This window comes from Methanohalophilus portucalensis (assembly GCF_002761295.1).
Lineage (GTDB): Archaea > Halobacteriota > Methanosarcinia > Methanosarcinales > Methanosarcinaceae > Methanohalophilus > Methanohalophilus portucalensis.
Window position 1 is genome coordinate 1,068,407 of the sequence record NZ_CP017881.1, and the last position, 23,759, is coordinate 1,092,165.

Consider the following 23,759-nt stretch of genomic DNA (forward strand, 5'->3'; position numbering starts at 1 on the left):
GGTACTATGATCGAGATCACATCCCCTTCAAGGCTGCACCTCTCCCTGATCGATCTCAATGCTTCCCTGGGCCGGGTTGATGGAGGAGTGGGTGTGAGTCTGCAATATCCCCATATTCATCTTACTGCTGAAAAAAGTGATCAGGTGGAGATTAACGGCAGCTCTTTACTGTACGACAAAGTGCGAGCTGCGATTTCTGCCCTGCTGCCTGAAGGAGAAGGGATCAGTATCTATCTTGATGAGGATATGCCTGCCCATGTAGGTCTGGGTTCGGGCACACAGGTGGCTTTGTGTACTGCGGCTGCGATCAACGAGCTTTTCGAACTGGACCTTTCGGTCAGACAGCTGGCCCAAAAAGTGGGCCGGGGTGGTACTTCCGGTATTGGTGTGGCAGCTTTTGAGGAAGGGGGTTTCCTTGTGGATTGTGGACATAGTTTTTCTGATAAAGGTGCTTTTTCTCCCTCCTCTGCCAGTCCGGCCCCTCCCGCTCCGATAGTTTTCAGACATGATTTCCCGGACTGGCCCATAGTGCTGGCTCTTCCTGACAGACAGGGAGCCCATGATGCACAGGAAGTGGATATTTTCAGGCAGGTCTGTCCTGTACCCCTGGAGGATGTACAGGCGATCTCTCACATCGTTCTGATGCAGATGATTCCGGCAGTTATTGAAAATGATATTGAGAACTTCGGCAGCGCACTTGATAGCCTGCAGACACTGGGGTTCAAAAAACAAGAGGTCTCCCTGCAGAGCCAGCAGGTGCAAGAAGTAATTGAACAGATGAGACTGGCCGACACCCATGGTGTCGGGATGAGTTCCTTTGGGCCTGCAATATGTGGTTTTGTTGAGAATGAGACTCAGGGGAAACGTATTGTCCGGGATATGCAAAACTTCCTGGATGAGAATATAGGGGGCAAGGTTTTGCTTACAACTCCCAATAACACCGGTGCGGATGTCAGGATGGATTAAACTTGAATGTGAAAACCTGGTTTGCAGATATTGAAATCAATGAAGATGGAAGTGTGGCTGAATGCAGTCCCTGTACGCAGGATGTGCAGCAGCTGGCAGAAAGATTGCTTGTCTTTCAGAAAGATCCCAAACAAATCCCGCCGGCATGTTTTGATCCCGTTCAAAATGCCATTGAATGTGGTTTTGCAGCAGGGGAAACTGAATATTATTCCCTGTTGCAGCAAACCTGTATTGCAGCCACCCGGCTTAAGATAAAGAACTCTTATTCTCCGGATCTGCGAATTATCCATGCAGTGGAAGCACTGGATGATATTGATGAGGCGGCCAACCTGCTGGCTGAGAGATTGGGCATATGGTACGGCGAACATTTCCCCGAAGCAGGCATGCTAACCGAAAACCTGGCCAAATTCGTAGCCGAAAACGGGCTCAGGCAGGATTTACAGCAGGATTCGCAGTTTCATGAGACTGCCCGCTCATCGGTGGGTATGGAAATGGATGCAGAGGACGGAGCTATCATAAAGGCTTTTGCAGCGGACCTCACTTCCCTGTATGAGAGGCGTCATGTGATAGAAGCCTATATTCACAAAAACATGGAGCAACTCGCTCCCAATCTGGATGAGGTCGCAGGAGCCAATCTGGGTGCTCGATTGATCAGTATGGCCGGTGGATTGCAGTCTCTCTCCCGGATGCCGTCAAGTACCATACAGGTAATGGGTGCAAACCAGGCCTTATTCAAACATCTCAGAGGCAAAGCAACCTCTCCCAAACACGGTATTATTTTCAATCATCCCCTGATCAAGAATTCCCATCCCAAAATCCGGGGCAAAATGGCCCGCGCGCTTGCTTCAGGCCTGAGTATCGCAAGCAGGGTGGATGCTTTTTCCGGCCAGTTGAATCCGGCAATTAAAGAAAAACTGGATCGTAAGGTCCGGTCCATCAAGGAGGGGAATTAATGAAGGCCAAAACCTTCCATGAAAACATTTTCACGCTACAGCAGGGCAAGAAAAGGTTCCTTGCCACCAGAAATCTTTCTCCCGGATTTGAAGTTTACGGGGAACGCCTGGTGCAGGTTGAACAGGCAGAGTACCGTATCTGGGAGCCCAAAAGAAGTAAACTTGCGGCAATGTTGCTCAAAAAACTTACCTCGCCCTTCACAACCACATCAAAGGTGCTTTATCTGGGCTCGGCCACAGGTACCACTGTCAGTCATGTTTCGGATATTGTGCATAAAGGAGTGGTCTATGCAGTGGAATTTTCTCCCCGTACAATGCGGGACATGTTGCCCATCTGCGAAGAAAGGCCAAATATAATCCCTATGCTTGCCGATGCTTCCAAACCGCAATCCTATGCAAATGTTGTGGAGCCTGTTGATGTTATCTTTCAGGATGTGGCCCAGCCGGACCAGGCATCCATTGCCCTGTCCAATGTGCAGCACTTCCTCAAACCCGGCGGTTACCTGTTGATGAGCATCAAGGCCCGGAGTGTGGATTCGACTGCAAAACCAGATACTGTTTTTAAACAGCAGCTCAAAACATTACTGGAGCAAGAGAATTCAAAATTGGAACTTGTCAAGAAACAGAAACTTGCACCGTTCCATATAGATCATCTCGGGGTAGTTGTAAAAAAGACTGAATGAGGTTTGCAGGTGGCAGATCAGGATGAATTGAGACAGGGGCTGGGCAAATATTTCGGTGTCTGCCCATCGTATCATCATTCCAAGGCCTGCTTATGCAAGAATTGTTCGTCCTATCCGGGTGAAGGTTATATGTTCTGTGCACGGGGTCCTGCATCCGATGAGGCCAGGCAGGGATGTATGTGTACAAAATGTTATGTCTATCACCAGTTTGCTCTTGAAGGGGATTATTTTTGCAGGCGGGAATGAATTGTGAGCAAAAATACAATTATTGTGTTAATTTTTGTACTGTGGACTCTTACTATGGCCGGATGTGTACAGCAGGAGGGCGACAACATCACAGCACAAACTGAAAAATGTGAGTATTCCGATGTTTCTGCAGCAGAGGCATTCAATCTGATTGAGAACGAGGATATTTTCATCTTGGATGTGCGTACCCAGTCCGAATATGATAACGGCCATCTGGAGAATTCCTACCTGATCCCTGTTTCTGAACTGGAATACCGGTTGGATGAGGTACCTTCGGATACTGCGATTCTTGTCTACTGTCGCAGTGGCAGACGGAGTGTGACCGCCTCGAATATTCTTCTGGATGCGGGTTACTGTGATGTTTATAACATGGAAGCCGGTTTTAATGAATGGCGTTCAGAGGGCTATCCCTATGTGGAATAATATTTTTTGAAATTGATGCAAATTCTCTGTTGGAAATCTATTCTTTGCATTCTATTGATTATCTGGATAGCAGCTAATTTCTAGTTTTTCAGAGGTTCACACTTACCAGTAGTTAGGACCTAATGTTCTGAAATCTTATATCTACATGACTTACTATAATATATTATGAGAGAAAATGTCGATATACACAGGTTCTGGATATTACTGGCCAGTGCAGTAGTATTGGTATTGCTTTCGTCCGTATCCATGGCTGCTGAGATAAGAGTGGATGACGACGATGGGACTAAAGATTATGACACAATTCAGGGAGCTGTAGATGCAGCAGGTGATTATGACACAATTCTTGTCTATCCAGGTACATACAATGAGAATGTGAATGTGGATATACCGTTGAATATCACTTCCACAGACGGTGCTTCTGTCACACATGTCACTGCAGATGTCTTAGAGTATCCTGTTTTTGATATAGAATCTAATAATGTAACTATTAATGGATTTAATATTAGTGGAACTACTCATACATATCGAGGTTCTATTACTTTAGATGAAGTTGAATACTGCAATATAACTAATAATAATATATCAAATAGTGATAATGGAATATTCATTCGTCTTACTTCAAAAAACAACAATTTGGTTGATAATCACGTTTCAGGTAATACTAAGGGCATATATCTATGGTATACTTATTATAACAATTTGACCAACAATGTTGTAACAAGAAATAATAATGGAATTTATCTTGAATCTTCTGAAGAAAATGAATTAATCGATAACACCATTCTAGATAACGTTGACAATGGAATCTACCTAAAAGATTCTTATGATAATAATTTACATAACAACAATGTTTCTGGCAACAATAAAGGAATTTGTATGTATTCGCCTAAAGATTTTCCTAGTGACAATAATTTTTCCAGTAACACTGTGTTTAACAATGTCAATGAAGGTATCTTTTTACAATATCCTCTGGATAGCACTTTGACTGATAATTCTGTATATAACAATTCCGAAGGTATCGTTTTACAATATCCTCAGGATAGCACTTTGACTGATAATACAGTGTTTAATAATACTGGAAGTGGTATCACTCTGGATGATGATGGTGATCATGAAGTCCGTAATGAAAATAATACCCTTATAGATAACACAGTTTTGAATAACAATAAGGGTATAGATATTCTATATGTTGATAACACTACCCTTATTGGTAACACAGTTTTAGATAACAATAATGGCATATGGATTGATAAATGCTATTACAACAATTTGACCGGAAACAATGTGTCAAATAATACTGACAAAGGTATCTATCTGTTTTCTTCTCACCATAACAATCTGGTTGGTAACAATGTATTGGAAAATTGTGTTTTTGGTATATATCAGAACATTGGTGGACTACATTTAACGTCTTCAAATTACAATTTTATAGAGTATAATAATATTTCTTATAATGGGGACAATGGAATATATATGGATGGCTATAATACAGGCTGTGGAAATAATAATTTGAGTGGAAATATCCTATCTAATAACGGTTGGTATGGAATTAGCTTAAAAGGAACAGCCCATTACATCTATAACAATACCATCTCTAATAATGGAAATGGTGGCATTTATTTGACCGGTGAAGGAAATTATATCTATAATAATTATTTCAACAATGATATTCGGAATGCTTATATTTCTGGAGCTCCGGGCACTCAATTGAACACCACAAATAACACTGGTCCCAATATAATAGGTGGTCCCTATATAGGAGGTAACTTCTGGGCAACCCCGGATGGAACCGGTTTCAGTCAGGTGAACACAGATTCCGATGGGGATGGATTCTGTGACTCTCCTAACAGCAGTTACGAACTCAGTAATGGTAACATAGATTACCTACCTCTTGCCGGAGACAGTACAGAACCTTCAGTTGTCCCGATTGCTCCTCTGGGAAAGGAAGTTGTAACCGGCGAATTGCTTGAACTGAATGTCTCGGTCAAAGATGATTCTGATATTTTTTCAGTTGTGGTCAACGTTTCCAGTGTAAATGACACAGTGGACACAGCCTTCCTCACCAATGTAAATGGCTACTGGGTGAACAACTCTATAACTCTGGACGTAAACCCTCATGGAGAGTATAATCTAAGCATCAATGCAACCGATGAGTTCGGCAATTCCAACACATCCATGAACCTGTCTGTGATAGGGGAATCAACTTCCGCAGGAGACGGCAATGAGGACGATGGTGGCAGCCCTGTCTATCATCCACAGCCATTGTTTGATGTTCCCACTGCAAATCCCTTATTGTTGGTGGGTGTACTGGGAATTGTAGTTATGTTTTTCGTGAGAAGGAGAGAGTAACCGGAAAGGATTTTTTACTCCTTCTCTCCTTTTCACATACATGTTGTATGACGAGATTGATTGGGGCAGCGTCTGGATCGAGCAGATGAAATTGCATAACGAGGCGGATGAACAGGTTCAACAGCCGGATCGCTGGGGGACCTATGCAAATGCGAAACGGTTCTGGCAATCCTCCCGCAAAAGTGGTAAACGGCTGGAAAAAGCCCTTAAGGACATCAAGCACGACAGCGATTCCCGGATACTGGATATAGGTGCCGGTCCGGGTTCAATGGCAATTCTCCTGGCACAAAGGGTGTCCCACGTAACTGCAGTGGAGCCTGCTGACGGGATGACAGAAGTCCTGAGGGAAAATATTGCTGATAACAATCTCAGCAATGTCACATGTATCCAGAAGAACTGGGAGGATGTGTCCCTGGAGGAACTGGATTCTCCTTATGATGTGGTTGTAGCGTCTTATTCCCTACATGTGCCCGATATCAGGGAGGCAATTGAAAAGATCCAGCAGGTAAGCAGTGGCAAAGTTTACATCTACTGGTTTGCAGGTGCGACTTCTTGGGATAAGAATTATTCACGTATCTGGCCGCAGTTGCATGGCAGACAATATTATCCCTCTCCCAAATGTGATGTGCTCTATAATGTGCTCTATAGCATGGGGATATATCCGGACATGGAAAATTTTGAGTTGACACATGACACCCGTTTTTCTTCCCTGGATGAAGCGGTGGAGCACTACAAACCCCATTACAAGATTGCCACTAATGAGCAGGAACAGATACTGCGCTCCCATCTGGAACAAATACTGGAAAAAGAAGCCGACGAGCTGGTTCAGGTGGGTCGCTCGTCAAGGGTAAAAATATCGTGGGATAATTCCCACTGATTTTTTCAATGCAAAAAGTGCCTCATTCCGGTAAATACGAGGGAAACACCCAGCCGGTTGGCGGTGTCTATAACTTCGTTGTCCCGGATTGAGCCACCGGGGGAAACGATATATTTGATATTGTTCTCGGCGGCATGGATGATGCTGTCATCGAAGGGGAAGAAAGCATCGGAGGCCAGGACAGATTCTGCAAAGATATTTTTACAGTACTCCTCAAAGTCCATTTCAGGCTGTTCCCTGTAATAGATCTCCTGCAGGTTTTCCCTTGCCTTGGTTGCACATAATTTGCGGATGGAATCCACGCGGTTGGGCTGGCCGGCACCCATTGCCAGCATCATGTAGCATCCATCCTCATATTCCCAGGACAGATTTACTGCATTGGATTTGGTGGATTTGCAGGCTGCAATACAGAATTCAGACAGGCCCTTTTTCTCCTCGGGATACTCGGTGTCGGTGACACATTCCCATTTATCGTACAACCCGATATTGCGGGACTGTTTGAGCATACCGCCTGCAATATACTTGTAGGTAAATTCCGCGTCAAAGGATTCATTGAGTTGTGGCAATTCCAGCAGACGCAGGTTTTTGCTCTTGTTCTTCAAAAAGTCCAGTGCATCATGCTCAAATTCCGGAGCAATTATGATCTCCACGAACTTGCCCTTGAGGAATTTGGAGGATTCGAGATCCATCGGGACATTGGTGCATATGATACTTCCAAAGGCCGAGATCGGATCGCCGTCCCAGGCAGCTTTCAGGGCCTGCAGGAGTGTGTTGCCGGTTGCCAAACCACAGGGGTTATTGTGTTTGACAATACATACTGCAGGTTTTTCTTGCCCTAATTCCTTGACAGTCTGGAGGGCGTTGTCCCCATCCACATAATTATTGTAAGATAGTTCCTTGCCGTGCAGTTGGCGACAGTTTGCAAGGGCAGGGCCCTCAATTTCTGGCTGGGAGAAAAATAATGCTTCCTGATGCCAGTTCTCTCCATAACGCAGTTCTCTGCCGCCTGTGAAATTAAGCCGAAGGGTATCTTCTCCCAGTAAGGTGCGGCTTAAGTATGTATCAATTGTACTGTCATAGTTTGCAGTATGGCGGAATGCCTTGACTGCCATTTTTTCCCGGGTTTCCTGTGAGACTACTCCGCTTGAACGCAGTTCTTTGAGGATATGTCCGTAATCTTGCGGGTCACTCAATACTGTAACAGATTTGTAGTTCTTGGCAGCCGACCTGAGCATGGAGGGTCCGCCGATATCAATATTCTCGATGGCCTCTTCCAGATTAACTCCTTCCCTGGATATGGTTATTTCGAAGGGATAGAGGTTTACGACCACCATGTCGATAAGTTCGATAGAAAGGTCTTCAGCGTCGCTGACGTGTTCCGGATTTTCCCGCAGGCAAAGCAGGCCACCATGTATTTTTGGGTGGAGTGTCTTTACCCTGCCTCCCATCATCTCGGGAAATCCAGTGATCTCTGATACGTCAATTGTTTCTATTCCTGCATCCCGGAGCATACGTGCCGTGCCTCCGGTTGAAATGATCTCTACATCAAGTTGTTTGAGCCCGCGTGCAAAATCCACGATTCCCGTTTTGTCGGAAACGCTCAGCAATGCCCTTTTTACCAAAAAATCACCAAGTCAGGTTGTAAGATATTACTAATAAAGGTTCTGGTCTCTCCTGGTTGCAGTAAATATTGTAACCATTGCATCCAGATATGCATATCAGAATTGGCCGGTTCTCAACAATTATTTTCTCTGCAGTTATCAGTCTGACCCTCTTTGACTTACGTTCCGACTTTTTTAGAATTTACAACTTTTGCCAGGCACAGTCACATGTTAACCTACCTTTTCAGGTCTATTTCCAGGTTTTGCTGTATTTTGGGATGCTAATTTACCCAATGATACAAAACTAGTGATTAATCCTACTAACTATTGCTCTCCAAAAACTTATAACCTCTGGGCTGGTAATTCTACGTATAAAAGAAATTCAGTTTGGTACTTAGTGGGGGATTATGATGCTTGGATTAACAATGTCTGAACTTCGTGTATTTTCAATGATTTTGCAAATAATAGCTTTATTGCTTATCGTTATAGGCTCTATAGTTTTGAAAAAAAGCACATCCATGAAGGAAGGAATATCAAAACATGGGAAGATAATCAATGTTGGCTATTTTCTGGCGATAATATCTGTATTGTATATGGTCTATTCTGCTTATCTTTTTACAATTAGCACAGGTTCAATCTCGCCATTAGTTGTAGCTCATGGTTCACTGGGTATCATAGCACTGGTTCTAGGAGCTATATTTGTTACAAATAGGTGGAGCTGGAAAACTAAAAAATATATGAGAATTGAAATGGTTCTCTGGCTGGCTGTATTTTTGGGTGGAACGTATCTGTATCTTGTAATAAATGGTGCCATCTGAACCTTCATCCATAAAATAAGGGTGTTATTCAGAAAATTTCACCACAGGACAGACTTCGATATATTTGCCTCAATGAGTGCAATTATCATCGAAATGGGCATTTTTTTTGATCCTGATTGCATTGTGAAGAAATTTGCCGATACACACCCCGCAAACCGTACAGCCCAGTGCCCAGCTTATTGATTTTTCCTGTTCTTTTTTCAGATTAACCAGTTTGGTTATGCGTGATTCTGTCAGAAATCTCTATGGAATTTGTAGTTACCTGGCTGAATTAAGAAAACTTTATGTATCGTTATGTTCATCCGAACATATCGCCACATGTTATGGAAATAAAACACTTTCATCATAGGGGAACTCTCATGCATAAAAAATTCAGGTATATTCTATTGATATTTGTGATCTTGTTTGCATTATGCACAAGCGCATGTGTTGATCAAGAGGAGGTTTCTGCACAGAGCACAAGATCGATAACTGATATGGCAGGAAGGACAGTTACAATCCCGGCTGACGTTGACAAGGCAGTTGCCACTTCTCCTCCTGCAACAATGCTAATCTACATGCTGGCTCCGCAAAAATTAGCAGGCTGGAATTTTATGCCTCAGGGGTCGCAAACATATCTGAAACCTGAGTATCAGACCCTTCCTGTGATTGGCGGTTGGTTTGGTAAGCAGGATGGAAATTATGAAACCATAATATCAATGGGTCCCGATATCATCTTTGAAGGCTACAACAGTGGAGGGGATGTTAATTCTACCATCAATGAAAGACAGAAAAAATTCGGTACAATTCCTGTTGTGGGTATTGAATCGACAATTGATGCTATGGAATATGAAAAGTCAATCAAATTCATGGGGGATGTTCTCAGAGAAGAAGAGAGAGCAGGTCAATTGATCTCTTTTTACAAAGGAACACTTAACAATGTCACCGTAAAGGTCTCACAAATACCTGAAGATGAAAGGAAACGGGTCTATTATGCAGAAGGTACCAATGGTCTGCTTACGGATCCGAAAGGTTCTCCTCACAGTCAGTTGATAGAGATATGTGGTGGTGTCAATGTAGCAGAATGTCCCATTGAACAGGGTTATGGAAAATCAGCGGTGTCCATCGAACAGGTATTGCAATGGGATCCAGAGGTTATCATTACAGGCGACCGAAAATTTTACGAAAATGTGTATGAAGATCCTCTCTGGCAGGACATCACTGCTATAAAAAACGATGAGGTATATCTTTTCCCGGATGCTCCTTTTTGCTGGTTTGATAGGCCCCCGGGTGTTAACAGAATAATCGGTATTCCCTGGACAGCTAAAGTGCTCTACCCCCAAGAGTTCAGCGATCTTGATCTCAGGAGTCATGTAAAGGAATTCTATTCAGAGTTCTATCATTATGAACTGTCGGAAGATGAGATTGATGGGTTATTGAATCCCACTCCTACACCGAAATAAAATTTTATCACTAGTTTCAGACGAAGGTGTAATTAAATGACAGATGAAGTAACTGGTAAAGCTGGGTTTCATGATGATTATGCCGAAAATTTCGAAGATGTTGCTGACAATATCTTTGCTCCTATATATCCTGTTATTTCACAGCAGATTACAAACAGATGCCAGATCATGAGCGGGACTTTCATAGATGTGGGTAGCGGACCCGCATCACTTGCAATATCTCTCAGTAAACTTGTCGATGGCAAGGTTTATGCAATGGATTTTTCTGAAAAAATGCTCGCTATAGCAAAGAAAAAGATCGAATCAAGTGATTTGAATGCAAATGTGATTCCTATTTTCGGTGACATTCATGATATGCCTTTTGACGATTGTTTTGCTGACCTGGTCGTAAGCCGCGGTTCTCTATTCTTCTGGCAGGATGTTCACCAGGCTTTCAGGGAAATATACCGTGTGCTAAAACCCGGTGGTATGGCCTATATTGGAGGCGGTTTTGGCACAGCGGAACTTAAGTCAAAGATCACACAGGCCATGGAAAAAAGGGACCCTACATGGTCACAGTGTGTCGAAAAACGATTGAACAAGGCCAATCTGGATTCTTTTAAAAAAGCATTGCATGTTGCAGAAATTGACCATTACAGGATAATAGATGATGAATCTGGTTTCTGGATATGTTTCAATAAGGTGGACTGACCTATGAAGTGCAACATATGTGAAATCGGCTGCGATCTTGCAGAGGGAAAGAGTGGCCAATGTCGTATGTATACCAACAAAAATGGTCAGATCATCGAGAGATTTCCAAACAACTACTTCACAATGTTTCCGGTTTCCATTGAGACTGTTCCCCTCCTTCATTTCTATCCGCGGGGTAAGTTTCTGCAGGTTTGTACCATTGGCTGCAATTTCAAATGTGAAGGCTGCATCTCAGAGATCCTGGCATCCCGTCTTCTTTCCACTAATAAAAAAAGTGGAATTAGCAATGAGAACGTTATCAGTAAAGCCCTTGATGAAGACTGCATAGGGATTGTTTTTTGTCTCAATGATCCGGCTGTCTCCTATTTTACATTCTGCGACCTTGCTAAAAAGGCCAGGCAGAACAATCTTTTGATCGGATGCTCCACTAACGGATATTTTACAGAAAACGTATTGAAAGAACTAATCCCTTTGATAGATTTCGTAAACATCGGTATAAAGGGTTATTCAGATGAAAGGTATATTTCGTGCGGTGCTAGAGGTTCGGGACCAGTTTTCAGGAATCTGAAATTACTGAAAGAAAGTGATGTTCATGTTGAGGTTTCTACCATTTACATCAAGGGTTCAGAGGATGAAGTCATAAAAACTGCAAAATTTGTTTCCTCCCTTTCAAGGGATATACCGTTTCAGGTCATGAGGTTTGTACCTTTTGGAGACGCAGCCCCTCAGATAGAACCAACGATAAGGGAAAGTGAAGTTCTGTGTGACAAATTAAGCCAGCACTTAAATTATGTGTATCTTTTCAATTCGCCGGGTACCGATCATTTGAACACGGTATGTCCAGAATGCAGTAAAATCATTTTCCAGAGGGAGTTTTTTGGTCCCATGGGTTCACGTACTTTATCCTACCTGCCACAAGAGGGGTGTGAATGTTCTACTGAAGCCTTTTTTAGAGGAGAAGTAAGTGAAGTTTTTCATCATGAACCGGGATTTATGGGAGGATACAGGATTACTCGGGCTCTGGAGATGATACATGCTATTCTTGTCTGCCTTGGGGTAAAAGATGATTATAAACTTGCAGAAATATGGGCCAATGTCATGGAAACAGGATACTTGGAGCAGCTTCATACAAGTTCTCAGGATCTTGACTCTTACTTTGATGTAATTGAGCATTTTGCCGCCCTTGCAGACAGGAAAAAGGAAGGAATGGAACTTGTGGCTTATATGAGGGAGAAACTGGATTTCATACGGTCTGTGACAAATGACATTGAAAGGCCACGGGTCTATTATTGTATGGGATATCCCCTTTTTGCACTCAATGGGGAGCGAATTGAGAATAATCTTGTTGAAGCTGCAGGCGGGGAAAGTGTAAACAAGCTGATCGACAGGGAGGGAAAACCCGGGGTTGGTATTTCTCATAATGAATTTGCAGAGATGAACCCTGAGTTCATATTCATATCAGGCTTCCTTTCAACCCCGGTTTCCGATTCATACACCTATTGTAAAAAACATGGTCTATCTGCAGATGCCTTAAAAAACAGGAGGATATACGGTCTTCGTCCATTATGGGATTTCGGAAGTCCCAGATGGATATTGGGGCTGATGTACATAGCAAATAAGTTACATCCTGATATTTTTAAATTTGATATTGATAAAGAGGCAAATGAGTTCTATGAAAGGTTCTATGGTGTGTCCTTTGATTCTTCAAGGCACAACAGGTCTTTTTACAGCGTTTCATCCAGACAATGACCCCACTTTATCGAACCGATTTTAGGAAATGAGATATAAATGTCATATGATATTGGAAGAATCACAGGTTTGAAATTGGGGATTCATAAGAGGTTTTCTGAGGGTAATACACAGATATTCCTCGCATTTTTCCTTATGATATTTCTCTTTGTACTTTCCCTTTTTATGGGAAGGTATTCAATTCCTCCACAAACTATAATGACTAGTATTATTTTCTGGCTTCTGTCATTAGGAAATGTGGACCCGTCAAATGTGGGTACTGTCATATTTCAGATACGTCTTCCAAGGATAATTGCAGCTATGCTTGTAGGGGCTGGATTATCTATATCCGGAGCTTCTTTTCAAGGTCTTTTTCGCAATCCGCTGGTTTCTCCCTATATTTTAGGAGTGGCATCCGGGGCTGGATTTGGTGCCTGCCTGGGTATCCTGATAAGTGAGAATATATTTGTTATCCAGTTAATGGCATTTTCTTTTGGAATACTTGCAGCTTTTCTGGCTTACAGTCTCAGTAAGTCCTGCAAGGCAACGGCCACACTGGTCCTTGTGCTTTCAGGTATTATTGTAGGTGCAGTTTTCACTGCTCTGACCTCACTGGTAAAATATGTAGCAGATCCATATGATAAACTTCCTGAAATGGTATTCTGGCTTATGGGAAGTCTCTCATCTGTCAGGGTAGAGGATCTAATCTATGCGTCACCTGCAATACTTGTCGGTATGCTTGTCCTTATTCTTATAGGATGGCGCATCAATGTCATCTCTTTGGGAGAGGAAGAAGCCAGGTCACTGGGTATAGATACTAAGAAAATGACAATACTGGTAGTTATTTGTGCCACTCTGGTCACGACTTCTGCAATTAGTATCAGCGGTATTATTGGATGGGTAGGCCTTGTAGTACCTCATATCTCGCGGATGCTGGTTGGTCCAAGTTACAAAAAACTGCTGCCAATGTCAGTTTTCCTCGGTGCATCTTTTCTTTTGGTCGTAGATGATCTTGCAAGGACATTAATGACTATAGAAATTCCTCTGGGAGTTCTTACGGCACTGATAGGAGCACCATTTTTTGCTTATCTTTTACAAAAAAAGAAGGTTGGTTGGTCATGATATTAAGGGTAGACAATGCTTCATATTCGTATGGTGGCAAGGAGAATGTATTTGAGGATATTTCCTTTTTTTTAAAAAAGGGTGAGACTTTATGCATACTTGGCCCCAATGGGATTGGCAAATCCACACTGCTAAAATGCCTCGGCAATGTATTGAAATTAAGTGAAGGCAGTATCTTTATTGAGGGAAAAGACATCTCTTCGATGAGCAGAACAGAGATTGCTCAAAAGATAGGTTACGTTCCACAGTCAGATCAATCGGTATTTCCCTTTTCTATACTGAATTTTGTAATGCTTGGAAGAGCACCTCATCTTCCCTTTTTCTCCTCTCCTGGAGAAAAGGATCACAAGATAGCTGAGAATGCCATCAATAAAGTGGGGATATCTCATTTGAGGGATAGGCCTGTTACAGAAGTAAGTGGTGGCGAAAGACAGCTTGCTCTGATTGCAAGGGCTCTGGCACAGGAGCCGGAAATTTTGCTTCTGGATGAACCTACCTCCCATTTGGATTTCGGGAATCAGGTACGTGTTCTGAACCTTATTGAAAGACTAACCTCTCAGGGCACTTCTGTGATTATGAGCACGCACTTTCCGGACCATGGTTTTATAGGCTCTAAGAATGTAGCGATAATGCTTGAGAACGATTTCATAGACCAGGGGACTGCTGAAGAAGTAATTACAAAAGAGAACATGGCCCTTGCATATGGTGTCGATGTAACCATCGATCATGTCAGTTCCATACAGAGAAATGTATGTCTTCCTCTTTAATTTTATTAGCATTACAAGAATATATGAAGTTTTATCTGGGGAGTAATTTTATGGGATATAAAAAAGAAAATTTTGGGGTATAGGTGGTTTGATGTGGCATTCCAAACGAATTTTTGCAATCCTGATTGTATTCATTTGTACTAGTATATTTTTCATAACTACGGCATATTCTGAATCCACTGGAGAAGACGACGTAGTTGGTCCGGGTTTGCCTCCATCTGAAATGATGCCGAAATGGTATCTCCATGACTCAATGGATGATGATAATGCCAATCATCTTTCCATGTTTCCCGATATTTCCCAATATTCAGATTGTGGAAACTATACTCGTCATACAATTATGTGTGTGTGGTATTTTGATAACAAGAACTCGTTTATCAAATCGGAAACGAATTTGTCCCGTTATCTGGTTGAATCAGGTGAAGTTGGGGTTGTGAAACTTAATATCAGCGATGAGATTAGTGAAATTATTGAATCACGTGAAGATAAGAATCAATGGAGACCAACCCTTGGGCCCAAGCAGTTCAATGCTACCAGATATGTAAGTAAAACAACATCCGGCTATTTTCTGGTTTATGCCCGTCCTTTTCTTGAAGAAAGAGAAGATTATTTCATTGTTTATTATGGAACAAAAGACGGTGCAGACATTGGAGATCAAAAACAGGAGTTGAAGAAATTGATAGCAAAGTCCTACTATTTTGGGAATTCGGAAGGTGGGGTTGAAGATCTACATATGCATTCTGATACTTCCAAATCCCCAAACATGGTTCCTGGATTTGAATTGTTGATCTTAATAGGGTCATTTTGTTGTGCATTTATATTTAGATGTCATCTACTCAGATTCAAATAAATTTCACCACAGGGCAGACCTCGATACATTTGCCGCAGTGGTTGCACTTATCCCCTATATAGGCAATTTTGTTATCAATCCGGATTGCATTGTGGTTACATTTGCCGATACACACTCCGCAACCCGTACAACCCAGAGCCCGGCGTATGGAGTTTTCCGTATCCTTGAGGAGTTTCCCGGCATCGGCTTTGGAAGATGCCCTGACACGTACTGAACCTGTGGCAAAGACCTGCGCTGTATCTTTTTTCCGGGTGACCATTGCCATCTCGTCTGTATACTTCACCTCGCCAATAGCAAGCAACATGCCGCTTTTCCTTATTTTTTCCATATCAAGAGATGTGGAGAAACTTCCCTCAGCTGTCATTTCCCCGGTGGTGCAGGGGCGATGGCCCACACTAGAGGTGAATGTCAATTTGGTAGGGTCGTATTTTGTGGGAGCGGTATTTATTCCAAGTTCCCCGGCTATTTTTTTTATGTTGGGGGGGAGGGATTTCCATCTCCAGAATCCATAATCAGCCCACTGCTTATCGATGCCGGTTTTCTCGGCATAGGCATACAAATGGTTCATCAGTTTTTCTTCGTAATGGGGATGGGTCTTTTTCAGGCGTTTCAGATCCCCTAATGAAGATGAGGGGCACAGCCAGCATCCCATCCGGTCAAACCCTTTCTCATAGAGGGGGTTATAGGGCAGTTCATTCATGAATATATAGAGCCAGATATGCAGGGCGGTCCAGTCCTGTATCGGTGAGGCTGCTGTCTGGTTGCCCACCCAGGGATTTTTCCAGACACGGTTGCTGCGGGCCCGGGTGGTGGATTCATATTTGCGCTGACCCACAAAGGTCAGGCAGCCCTTCTCATAATTCTCCTCTATCAACCGGCTGATGGGGCCGAGTTTGCATATTTTGCAGCACCACCTCATTTCCACTGCAGGTGGCCCAAATGCATCGATGGAGTCCCAGAAGGCATCCCCCACACTTATGGATTTGACCTCTTTTGAATATAATTCTCCCACATGCCGGATGTTGTCCAGTGTTTCAGGGAATTCAAGCCCGGTATCGGCAAACATAATTTCATAATCTCTGACGCAATCATCCACAAGCTGCATCACTGCAAGACTGTCCTTGCCTCCGGAATAAGATACGGAGATAGGCAGATCCTCTTTTTCAACAGTTTTCTGGATAAAGGTGTGGGCTTCTGCAATTGACTCATCCATTATCGATCGGTTTGCTCGGATAACATCGCCCCAGCATGAAGGTTTTCTGTCATTGACTTTTGAAATCGTATCCGCTTTCCATCGGGGTTTGACCGCAGTGCCTTTTTTGGCTTCCATCATTTCCCGGCCATCCATTCGTGCACGGCCTGTAGCAACGACTTCTCCGGCAGGGGTTATTATTAAGACCTCGTCATTTTTCTGTATTCCCGGGTCAGCATCCAGCACTCCCGGAGCAAGCAGGTTTGCACCTTTGTGCAGGAATTTTTTCACATCTTCCTCGATGGTCACGTAACCTGTAAGGGTTTCTTTGCCTGTCAAAATCCTGCGACCGGCTTCCAGGCGGGGAAGAAGTACCCATTCAAGTTTGCCGATCTCATAACGTATGCTTGCAATTACTTCGCCATCAACAATAATCTCATCCATGCGGTCTTCGTAGGGTGCCTTGTTGAGCAGCACTACCCTGTCCGTGTCAAGAAGCGGCTTGTTGAATTGTTGTTTTGATATCCGGTTTATGTGTTCGATATCGTGCAAAAAAGCCGGTCTTATATCTCCCGGGGGTGTAACATTTACTTTTACACATTCATCCCCGCAGGCACACTTTTTACCAAGAACCGGTACATTGCAGCTGTGGCACCATTGCAGCAGCAAATCTCCATGGAATACAGGTTGTGACATCTATGCTGGAAATCCTGTACTGGTTAAATAATATTGTGGTCGTTCTCAGAAGAACTTTGAAGCCAGGGAATTGCCCTGCGATTGGCACATCTGTTCGTATGGACAGTATTCACAGAGTTTTCCCTGCTTTGCCTGTGGCATTTTTCCGCCCTTTATCTTTTCGATCCGTTTGAGGATATTGAGCACCTCCCTGCGCTCGGTTGGCCGTATTCTCACAGGTCTTGCCTGTCCTTGAGAGGCATAAAAAAGCACTGCGGAATTTACCGGTTGGGTGTATCTTTCTTCTGCAAGTATGGAGTAAGCTGCCAGAGGTATCCGGTCATTTTTCCAAACGCCCTGCTCCGGGGCATTACCGGTCTTTATGAGCAGAGGCATCTTCTGGTCATCGTGAAAGACGATTGCCGATGGTGCACCGCTTAAATTTAATTTTTCCGAATGCATCAGGGGTTCGATTTCAACGGGTGTTATGAGTTCAATCTTTTCTTCATCAGATTGGTTCTTTAAATTGGCTGCTATTGCAGGTAACGCTTCGTTTACATCTTCCACAGCATCTTTGAATTGGTTTTCATCAATATGCTCCAATTCGTCAGAATAGATGGTTATTATTTCCTGTACTATTTCTTCTACCCGCGTTTGCAGCAGGGGGAGTATTTCCTGTTTTGATCTGGCAATCTCTGCACAGGAAAGAGCCAGTTCTTTTAGCATTAAATGACGGATGTAAGGTTTTTTAATGTCATCTGCTATTGTTTCATTCCTGCTGGCAAAGTATACCTTTCGGGGGCATTTCGTGTAGAGGACTACTTCCGAAACATTGGAATTTGTTTCGCAGAACATTGCACACATATTTAGAAGTTAACAAATTGCATAATATTTAAGTTAAATGAACATCCGGATGTCGGCAATAGACGAATCGACATTCGTTAAATATATATGCATGCTGGTATTGAGGTAATTGTAGCACATGACCGAGGATGCATCAAAGGAAAACTTACGTCACCGCCTGGCTGAAAAAATGGCTGGTGAGATAACTCTTTCGGATAAGCCCGGTGAGGCTCTGAAAAAATGGAGACTCAATTTCGAGATTGCCCAGACTGATATATCGTCATATCTGGGTGTTTCGCCATCTGTGATAAGTGACTATGAAAGTGGAAGGCGAAAGTCTCCGGGAACCCTTATCGTCAGCAAGATTGTGGATGCTCTGATAAATATTGATTCAGAAAGCGGAGGCCACAAGATACACGCTTATGAAGGCATGCTGTACAGTGACCAGGCATCAAAAGCGGTCTATGCAACTTACGAATACACATATCCAATGCAACTTGCAAAACTGGCCACTCTTATCGAGGCGGATGTGGCCAACCGGGGTGTGGAAAAACCCCTGTATGGTTTTACAGTGGTAGACAGTAAAAAGGCAATTCTGGAACTGTCTTCCCACGAATTCCAGAAACTTTATGGATGGAGCACAGAACGTGCCATGATATTCACAAAAGTGTCTACAGGCAAATCTCCCATGGTAGCAATCAGGGTCACAAACCTGAAACCCGCGGCAGTGGTTTTGCATGGGCTCACTATCAGGGAGGTGGATCCAATGGCCAAAAAAATGGCAGAAGTTGACAGGATCCCTTTGCTGGCAACGACTATGGACCTTGATGAATTGATCGAGGCATTAAAACACTACAGTCAATATCAGGTAATGGAATGATATTTATTTTTGATCAAAAGGTGATTTAAGCAATGAGCGTAGGGATTGTTTCATACGGTACATATATCCCCAAATTCAGGATAAAAGTGGAGGATATAGCAAAGGTATGGGGTGATAATGCAGATATACTCAGTGCAGGCCTCATGGTGAATGAAAAATCCGTCCCTGATCTGGACGAGGATACTGTAACAATTGCAGTAGAGGCTGCAAGGGCTGCAATTTGTCGCAGCAGCCTTGATCCTTCCAGAATCGAGGCAATATATACAGGATCTGAAAGTCATCCCTATGCGGTCAAACCCACCAGTACAATAGTGGCTGAAGCGGTGGAAGCGACCCCTGAGATGACTGCAGCGGATCTTGAATTTGCCTGTAAAGCAGGAAGTGCCGGTATGCAGGCATGCATGGGACTGGTACAATCCGGTATGGCAGATCTGGGGCTTGCAATAGGTTCGGACGTATCACAGGGTGCACCCGGGGACGCGCTGGAATATACCGCTGCTGCTGGCGGTGCGGCTTTTGTTATAGGCAACAAAGAAGAAGAAATGGTAGCAATTATCGAAGATACCTATTCTTTCACGACCGATACACCTGATTTCTGGAGACGTGAGGGTATGCCTTATCCAGAGCACGGCGGACGTTTCACCGGAGAACCCGGTTATTTCAAACACGTACTGGGTGCCGCAAAAGGTCTGATGAACAAACTTGGCACTTCAGCTGAGGATTACGATTATGCAGTTTTCCATCAACCCAATGGTAAATTCCCCTCCAGGGTGGCAAAAATGCTGGGATTCAGTAAGGAAAAAATTGCTCCCGGCCTTGTGGTCACAAGATTGGGTAATACTTATTCCGGTTCATGCCTGATGGGTATCGCAGCTACTCTTGATCAGGCAAAGCCCGGGGATAGGATATTTGCCACAGCCTTTGGTTCAGGTGCAGGGGCAGATGCCTTCAGTTTCAGTGTAACGGACAAGATCGATAAGATAAGGGATAAAGCTCCCCGGGTAGAGGAATTGCTTGCAAATCCTGTCTACATGGATTATGCAATGTATGCAAAGCATAAAGGCAAGATAAGACGTGCATGAGGGGATAAAAATGAGAGACGTTGCAATTATCGGAAGTTATACTACCAAATTCGGTGAGATGTGGGAGCGCTCTTTCCGTGACATAGTTGTTGAGGCTGGAGTCGGAGCTCTTGAGGATGCCGGAGTTGGTGGAGAAAGTATCGACAGTATGTTTGTCGGTAATATGAGCGGCGGACAGTTTGTTGAACAGGAACACATCGGTGCCCTGATCGCTGATTATTCCGGTCTGGCAGCCGGTTTGCATGTACCTTCCACCCGTGTGGAGGCTGCCTGTGCTTCAGGGGGACTGGCCTTCAGGCAGGGAATACAGTCCGTTGCATCTGGTTACAATGATATTGTGGTAGCTGCAGGAGTTGAAAAAATGACAGACGTTTCCTCCGTTGGCGCTTCTTCAGCCCTTGCGGCAGCAGCTGACCGGGAGTGGGAGGGCATGATGGGTGCCACCTTCCCCGGTTTGTATGCCATGATAGCCCGTATGCATATGCAGCAATATGGAACAACCAGTGAACAGCTTGCACAGGTTGCTGTGAAAAATCATCAGAATGGTACCAATAATCCAATCGCCCAGTACAGGAATAATATCACAGTGGATAAAGTGCTTAATTCCATAATGGTCGCCGACCCCTTACACATTTTTGACTGCTCTCCGATTACTGACGGAGCAGCCGCTCTTGTGCTGGCTCCTGCCGAAGAAGCCCACAAATACACCGATACTCCGATATACATAAAAGGGTCTGGACAGGCAAGTGATACTATAGCCCTGCATGACCGCCGCGACATTACTACTCTTGATGCCAGTGTCTATGCTGCAAAACGAGCCTATGATATGGCAGGAATCGGGCCGGATGATATCGATGTGGCAGAAGTGCATGATTGTTTCACCATCGCAGAAATATGTGCCATCGAAGACCTTGGATTCGTAGAGAAAGGACAGGGTGGCAGATTCGTTGAAGAAGGCAATACAGCGATTGGCGGCAAAATCCCTGTAAACACTTCAGGTGGCTTGAAAGCATGTGGTCATCCGGTGGGTGCTACAGGCATCAAACAGGCTGCAGAAATTGTCAACCAGCTGCGTGGAGAGGCAGGGAAAAGACAGGTAGAGGGTGCAAAGATCGGACTGGCCCATAATGTAGGAGGGTCCGGTGCGACTGCACTTGTACATATATTAGGCAGGGAGAGGTGATTCTAGATGTCTGTTGCAAGATTCTGGAGACAGCAGGTACAGAGATATAATCTCGTAGGTAACCATTGTAGAAACTGTGATGAATACTATTATCCCCCGAGGACTACCTGTCCTTTTTGCAGAAGGAACGGGGAGATGGAGGAATACAAGTTCAGCGGCAAAGGTGAACTTGTAACATATACGATAATCCATTCAGCAGCTGAAGGGTTTGAACACCAGACGCCCTATGCGCTGGGTATCGTGAAACTGGAAGAAGGCCCACGTCTTACATCCCAGATTATAGCACAACCAGAGGATGTGAAAGTCGGTATGAAGGTAAGGCCTGTGTTCCGCAAACTCGGTGAAAGCGGGGATAAAGGTATGCTCCATTACGGTACTAAATTTACACCGGCGTGATGAGATGCTTGAGGTAGAAGTAAAATCCCGTATCGACCTGTCTCATGCCCGTGGAGTTCTTGAGGGGCTTGATGCAAAATTCCTGGAGACAGAGGAGCATTTTGATATTTACTACAATGCTCCGCACTGCGATTTTGCAGAAACGGACGAAGCTTTGCGTATACGTTCTGTTAATGACAGGCAGGTTTTGACCTACAAGGGTAAAAAACTGGATGAAGTTACAAAAAGCCGTGAGGAAATCCAGACTCATGTGGAAGCTGAAGCCATGATACAGATCCTGGAAAGACTTGGTTTCAAAGAAACTGCCAGGGTCCAGAAGGTGAGGGATGTTTTCAAAATAGGTGACATCACCCTGTGTCTGGACGAGGTGGATTCTCTGGGTCAGTTCATCGAGTTTGAGATAATCTCGGATGCTGATATGGAGGAAAGTAAAAAACGCATTTTTGCTATGATGGAGAAATTCGGCCTGAAACCTGAAGATTCCATCCGTAAATCCTATCTGGAACTCGTTATGGAGTAAGTAATCTTTCTTTATTTTTTGTATGAAGCTGCGGGGGGATATGGTCCAATGTCAGCCAGCACAGTAGGCCTTAGTTTAATTGTAATTGGACTGATCTTACTTATTGGGAAATGGATCCGGGTAGTATCTCCTCCCTTTCAGAAACTCTTCATTCCCAGCTCACTTATAGGAGGTTTTCTGGGTTTATTTCTGGGCGGTGAGGTGCTGGGAAATGTGGTCTCCTGGGCTGGTATCACCGGTACTTTTCTTTCAGGCGGTTTATTTCCAGAGTATATGCTTGATGTATGGATAGCCTTGCCCGGGCTTTTCATAAATATCATATTCGCTACACTTTTTCTTGGCAAGAAAATACCTACGCTGCGTCAGATGTGGATACTGGCAGGCCCTCAGATTACTCACGGGCAGACCATAGCCTGGGGGCAGTACGTATTCGGGATTTTGGTAACTATTCTGATTTTAACTCCGTTTTTTGGAATAGATCCTATGGCTGGTGCCCTTATTGAGATATCCTTTGAAGGAGGGCATGGTACTGCTGCGGGAATGGCCGCCACTTTTGAAGAACTGGGATTTGAGGAAGCAGGCGATCTTTCCCTTGGTCTTGCAACCATAGGTATCCTTTTTGGTGTCATATTTGGTATTGTGATGCTAAATTATGGTGTCCGATCCGGTAAAACAATGGTACTGCAAAATCCTGAAGAAATATCTCTTGATGCAAGTCGCCAGACCGGTATAATTGATTTCGATGCCAGGGAATCTGCCGGCAAGATCACAACAAGACCTGAATCTATTGAACCTCTTTCACTCCATTTTGCCTATGTGGGAGTTGCGATTGGAATTGGATATGTGATCCTTCAGGCACTTATCCAGATCGAGAAAATGACCTGGGGCCAGGCAACCGATATCTACCTTATGACCTATATCCCCCTTTTTCCCCTGGCAATGATCGGGGGTATTACCCTTCAGATGTTCCTTGACAGATATGATGTTCACCAAACGCTGGACCGGGGGCTAATGATGAGGATACAGGGTTTGTCCCTGGACATATTGATAACCAGTGCCATAGCGACCCTTTCCTTGACAGTCATTGGAAACAACCTGATGCCGTTCATTATCCTGGCAACAGTTGGAATTGTATGGAACCTGGTCGCATTCATGTACCTGGGCCCGCGGATGATGCCAACTTACTGGTTTGAAAGGAGCATAGGCAATTTTGGTCAATCTATGGGTATGACAGCAAGCGGTCTTCTGCTGATGAGAATAGCGGATCCGGATAACAGGTCCCCGGCAATGGAAGGATTTGGTTATAAACAGTTATTATTCGAACCAATCGTAGGTGGTGGTGTTTTTACAGCCGCTTCCGTACCTCTTATATTCTATTTCGGGCCGGTGCCTGTACTAGTACTGGCTTTTGTTGTTATGTTATTCTGGATGGGATTGGGAATATTCTATTTTGGAAAAAAGTAAAAAAGTAAA

The 23,759-nt window shown here is 43.9% G+C and carries 23 protein-coding genes; 20 read left to right on the forward strand and 3 right to left on the reverse strand.

Going from position 1 to position 23,759, the window contains the following annotated elements; translation table 11 throughout:
- Window positions 1-6: 6 nt before the first annotated feature.
- From BKM01_RS05580 to BKM01_RS05610, 7 genes are all read left to right on the forward strand, one after another.
- Complete coding sequence (locus tag BKM01_RS05580) at window positions 7-966, forward strand: beta-ribofuranosylaminobenzene 5'-phosphate synthase (RefSeq protein WP_072358532.1); 960 nt, start codon at window positions 7-9, stop codon at window positions 964-966.
- Window positions 967-974: 8 nt separating this feature from the next.
- Window positions 975-1,919: an NOP5/NOP56 family protein gene (locus BKM01_RS05585; RefSeq protein WP_233125618.1), complete on the forward strand. Its 945-nt coding sequence runs from the start codon at window positions 975-977 to the stop codon at window positions 1,917-1,919.
- Window positions 1,919-2,602, forward strand: a complete 684-nt coding sequence (locus BKM01_RS05590) for a fibrillarin-like rRNA/tRNA 2'-O-methyltransferase (RefSeq protein WP_072358536.1) — start codon at window positions 1,919-1,921, stop codon at window positions 2,600-2,602. Before BKM01_RS05585 ends, BKM01_RS05590 begins: the two co-directional genes overlap by 1 nt.
- Before the next feature lie 9 nt (window positions 2,603-2,611).
- Window positions 2,612-2,848, forward strand: a complete 237-nt coding sequence (locus BKM01_RS05595; protein ID WP_072358538.1) for a DUF2769 domain-containing protein — start codon at window positions 2,612-2,614, stop codon at window positions 2,846-2,848.
- A gap of 3 nt (window positions 2,849-2,851) precedes the next feature.
- Window positions 2,852-3,271 (forward strand): rhodanese-like domain-containing protein, encoded by a 420-nt coding sequence (locus BKM01_RS05600; RefSeq protein ID WP_085503677.1) that lies wholly within the window; start codon window positions 2,852-2,854, stop codon window positions 3,269-3,271.
- A gap of 165 nt (window positions 3,272-3,436) precedes the next feature.
- Window positions 3,437-5,620, forward strand: coding sequence for a NosD domain-containing protein (locus tag BKM01_RS05605; RefSeq protein WP_072358542.1), 2,184 nt, complete (start codon window positions 3,437-3,439; stop codon window positions 5,618-5,620).
- Window positions 5,621-5,660: 40 nt separating this feature from the next.
- Window positions 5,661-6,497 (forward strand): class I SAM-dependent methyltransferase, encoded by an 837-nt coding sequence (locus BKM01_RS05610; protein ID WP_072358543.1) that lies wholly within the window; start codon window positions 5,661-5,663, stop codon window positions 6,495-6,497.
- Window positions 6,498-6,502: 5 nt separating this feature from the next.
- Here the strand turns inward: BKM01_RS05610 and purH are convergent, their stop codons facing one another.
- A complete protein-coding gene (gene purH / locus BKM01_RS05615; RefSeq protein WP_072358545.1) occupies window positions 6,503-8,119 on the reverse strand; it encodes a bifunctional phosphoribosylaminoimidazolecarboxamide formyltransferase/IMP cyclohydrolase in 1,617 nt (538 codons plus the stop codon).
- 386 nt (window positions 8,120-8,505) lie between these two features.
- On the opposite strand from purH, the gene BKM01_RS11075 reads away from it, so the two are divergent.
- The 7 genes from BKM01_RS11075 (at window position 8,506) to BKM01_RS05650 (ending at window position 15,515) form a co-directional block, all read left to right on the forward strand.
- Entirely contained in the window at window positions 8,506-8,916 is a 411-nt protein-coding gene (locus BKM01_RS11075; RefSeq protein WP_233125571.1) for a hypothetical protein, read from the forward strand.
- 476 nt (window positions 8,917-9,392) lie between these two features.
- Window positions 9,393-10,358, forward strand: coding sequence for an ABC transporter substrate-binding protein (locus BKM01_RS05625; RefSeq protein WP_234993660.1), 966 nt, complete (start codon window positions 9,393-9,395; stop codon window positions 10,356-10,358).
- A 36-nt stretch (window positions 10,359-10,394) separates the two neighbouring features.
- A complete protein-coding gene (locus BKM01_RS05630; protein WP_072358549.1) occupies window positions 10,395-11,048 on the forward strand; it encodes a class I SAM-dependent methyltransferase in 654 nt (217 codons plus the stop codon).
- 3 nt (window positions 11,049-11,051) lie between these two features.
- Window positions 11,052-12,797 (forward strand): radical SAM protein, encoded by a 1,746-nt coding sequence (locus BKM01_RS05635; protein ID WP_072358551.1) that lies wholly within the window; start codon window positions 11,052-11,054, stop codon window positions 12,795-12,797.
- A 135-nt stretch (window positions 12,798-12,932) separates the two neighbouring features.
- Entirely contained in the window at window positions 12,933-13,898 is a 966-nt protein-coding gene (locus tag BKM01_RS05640; RefSeq protein WP_233125620.1) for a FecCD family ABC transporter permease, read from the forward strand.
- Window positions 13,895-14,665: an ABC transporter ATP-binding protein gene (locus tag BKM01_RS05645; protein ID WP_072358555.1), complete on the forward strand. Its 771-nt coding sequence runs from the start codon at window positions 13,895-13,897 to the stop codon at window positions 14,663-14,665. The genes BKM01_RS05640 and BKM01_RS05645 overlap by 4 nt, the downstream gene beginning before the upstream one ends.
- Before the next feature lie 91 nt (window positions 14,666-14,756).
- Window positions 14,757-15,515 carry a hypothetical protein gene (locus BKM01_RS05650; protein WP_072358557.1) on the forward strand — a complete coding sequence of 253 codons (759 nt, stop codon included), beginning with the start codon at window positions 14,757-14,759 and terminating at the stop codon, window positions 15,513-15,515.
- On the opposite strand, the gene BKM01_RS05655 is transcribed toward BKM01_RS05650, so the two are convergent.
- Window positions 15,508-17,403, reverse strand: a complete 1,896-nt coding sequence (locus BKM01_RS05655) for a phosphoadenosine phosphosulfate reductase domain-containing protein (RefSeq protein ID WP_072358559.1) — start codon at window positions 17,401-17,403, stop codon at window positions 15,508-15,510. The genes BKM01_RS05650 and BKM01_RS05655 overlap by 8 nt on opposite strands.
- 45 nt (window positions 17,404-17,448) lie before the next feature.
- Window positions 17,449-18,237, reverse strand: a complete 789-nt coding sequence (gene cas4, locus BKM01_RS05660) for a CRISPR-associated protein Cas4 (protein WP_072358561.1) — start codon at window positions 18,235-18,237, stop codon at window positions 17,449-17,451.
- Between the two features lie 127 nt (window positions 18,238-18,364).
- Between cas4 and BKM01_RS05665 the strand changes: the two genes are divergently transcribed.
- The 6 genes from BKM01_RS05665 to BKM01_RS05690 are packed head-to-tail and all read left to right on the forward strand — an operon-like array spanning window position 18,365 to window position 23,750.
- On the forward strand, window positions 18,365-19,105 hold the full coding sequence (locus BKM01_RS05665; protein WP_072358563.1) for a helix-turn-helix domain-containing protein: 741 nt from the start codon (window positions 18,365-18,367) through the stop codon (window positions 19,103-19,105).
- A gap of 32 nt (window positions 19,106-19,137) precedes the next feature.
- Entirely contained in the window at window positions 19,138-20,187 is a 1,050-nt protein-coding gene (locus tag BKM01_RS05670) for a hydroxymethylglutaryl-CoA synthase (RefSeq protein WP_072358565.1), read from the forward strand.
- A gap of 10 nt (window positions 20,188-20,197) precedes the next feature.
- Window positions 20,198-21,370, forward strand: coding sequence for a thiolase domain-containing protein (locus BKM01_RS05675; RefSeq protein ID WP_072358567.1), 1,173 nt, complete (start codon window positions 20,198-20,200; stop codon window positions 21,368-21,370).
- 6 nt (window positions 21,371-21,376) lie between these two features.
- On the forward strand, window positions 21,377-21,766 hold the full coding sequence (locus tag BKM01_RS05680) for a Zn-ribbon domain-containing OB-fold protein (RefSeq protein ID WP_072358568.1): 390 nt from the start codon (window positions 21,377-21,379) through the stop codon (window positions 21,764-21,766).
- Between the two features lie 4 nt (window positions 21,767-21,770).
- Window positions 21,771-22,286: a class IV adenylate cyclase gene (gene cyaB, locus BKM01_RS05685; RefSeq protein ID WP_072358570.1), complete on the forward strand. Its 516-nt coding sequence runs from the start codon at window positions 21,771-21,773 to the stop codon at window positions 22,284-22,286.
- A 48-nt stretch (window positions 22,287-22,334) separates the two neighbouring features.
- A complete protein-coding gene (locus BKM01_RS05690; RefSeq protein WP_072358572.1) occupies window positions 22,335-23,750 on the forward strand; it encodes a sodium/glutamate symporter in 1,416 nt (471 codons plus the stop codon).
- The last annotated feature ends 9 nt before the right edge of the window (window positions 23,751-23,759 follow it).

Excerpts from the sequence above, each read along its gene's own strand:
- BKM01_RS05580 (WP_072358532.1), top strand. The coding sequence starts at position 7 with ATGATCGAGATCACATCCCCTTCAAGGCTGCACCTCTCCCTGATCGAT.
- BKM01_RS05590 (WP_072358536.1), top strand. The coding sequence starts at position 1,919 with ATGAAGGCCAAAACCTTCCATGAAAACATTTTCACGCTACAGCAGGGC.
- BKM01_RS05605 (WP_072358542.1), top strand. The coding sequence starts at position 3,437 with ATGAGAGAAAATGTCGATATACACAGGTTCTGGATATTACTGGCCAGT.
- BKM01_RS05610 (WP_072358543.1), top strand. The coding sequence starts at position 5,661 with ATGTTGTATGACGAGATTGATTGGGGCAGCGTCTGGATCGAGCAGATG.
- BKM01_RS11075 (WP_233125571.1), top strand. The coding sequence starts at position 8,506 with ATGATGCTTGGATTAACAATGTCTGAACTTCGTGTATTTTCAATGATT.
- BKM01_RS05625 (WP_234993660.1), top strand. The coding sequence starts at position 9,393 with ATGGCAGGAAGGACAGTTACAATCCCGGCTGACGTTGACAAGGCAGTT.
- BKM01_RS05630 (WP_072358549.1), top strand. The coding sequence starts at position 10,395 with ATGACAGATGAAGTAACTGGTAAAGCTGGGTTTCATGATGATTATGCC.
- BKM01_RS05635 (WP_072358551.1), top strand. The coding sequence starts at position 11,052 with ATGAAGTGCAACATATGTGAAATCGGCTGCGATCTTGCAGAGGGAAAG.
- BKM01_RS05640 (WP_233125620.1), top strand. The coding sequence starts at position 12,933 with ATGATATTTCTCTTTGTACTTTCCCTTTTTATGGGAAGGTATTCAATT.
- BKM01_RS05645 (WP_072358555.1), top strand. The coding sequence starts at position 13,895 with ATGATATTAAGGGTAGACAATGCTTCATATTCGTATGGTGGCAAGGAG.
- BKM01_RS05650 (WP_072358557.1), top strand. The coding sequence starts at position 14,757 with ATGTGGCATTCCAAACGAATTTTTGCAATCCTGATTGTATTCATTTGT.
- BKM01_RS05655 (WP_072358559.1), bottom strand. The coding sequence starts at position 17,403 with ATGTCACAACCTGTATTCCATGGAGATTTGCTGCTGCAATGGTGCCAC.
- cas4 (WP_072358561.1), bottom strand. The coding sequence starts at position 18,237 with ATGTTCTGCGAAACAAATTCCAATGTTTCGGAAGTAGTCCTCTACACG.
- BKM01_RS05665 (WP_072358563.1), top strand. The coding sequence starts at position 18,365 with ATGACCGAGGATGCATCAAAGGAAAACTTACGTCACCGCCTGGCTGAA.
- BKM01_RS05670 (WP_072358565.1), top strand. The coding sequence starts at position 19,138 with ATGAGCGTAGGGATTGTTTCATACGGTACATATATCCCCAAATTCAGG.
- BKM01_RS05675 (WP_072358567.1), top strand. The coding sequence starts at position 20,198 with ATGAGAGACGTTGCAATTATCGGAAGTTATACTACCAAATTCGGTGAG.
- BKM01_RS05680 (WP_072358568.1), top strand. The coding sequence starts at position 21,377 with ATGTCTGTTGCAAGATTCTGGAGACAGCAGGTACAGAGATATAATCTC.
- cyaB (WP_072358570.1), top strand. The coding sequence starts at position 21,771 with ATGCTTGAGGTAGAAGTAAAATCCCGTATCGACCTGTCTCATGCCCGT.
- BKM01_RS05690 (WP_072358572.1), top strand. The coding sequence starts at position 22,335 with ATGTCAGCCAGCACAGTAGGCCTTAGTTTAATTGTAATTGGACTGATC.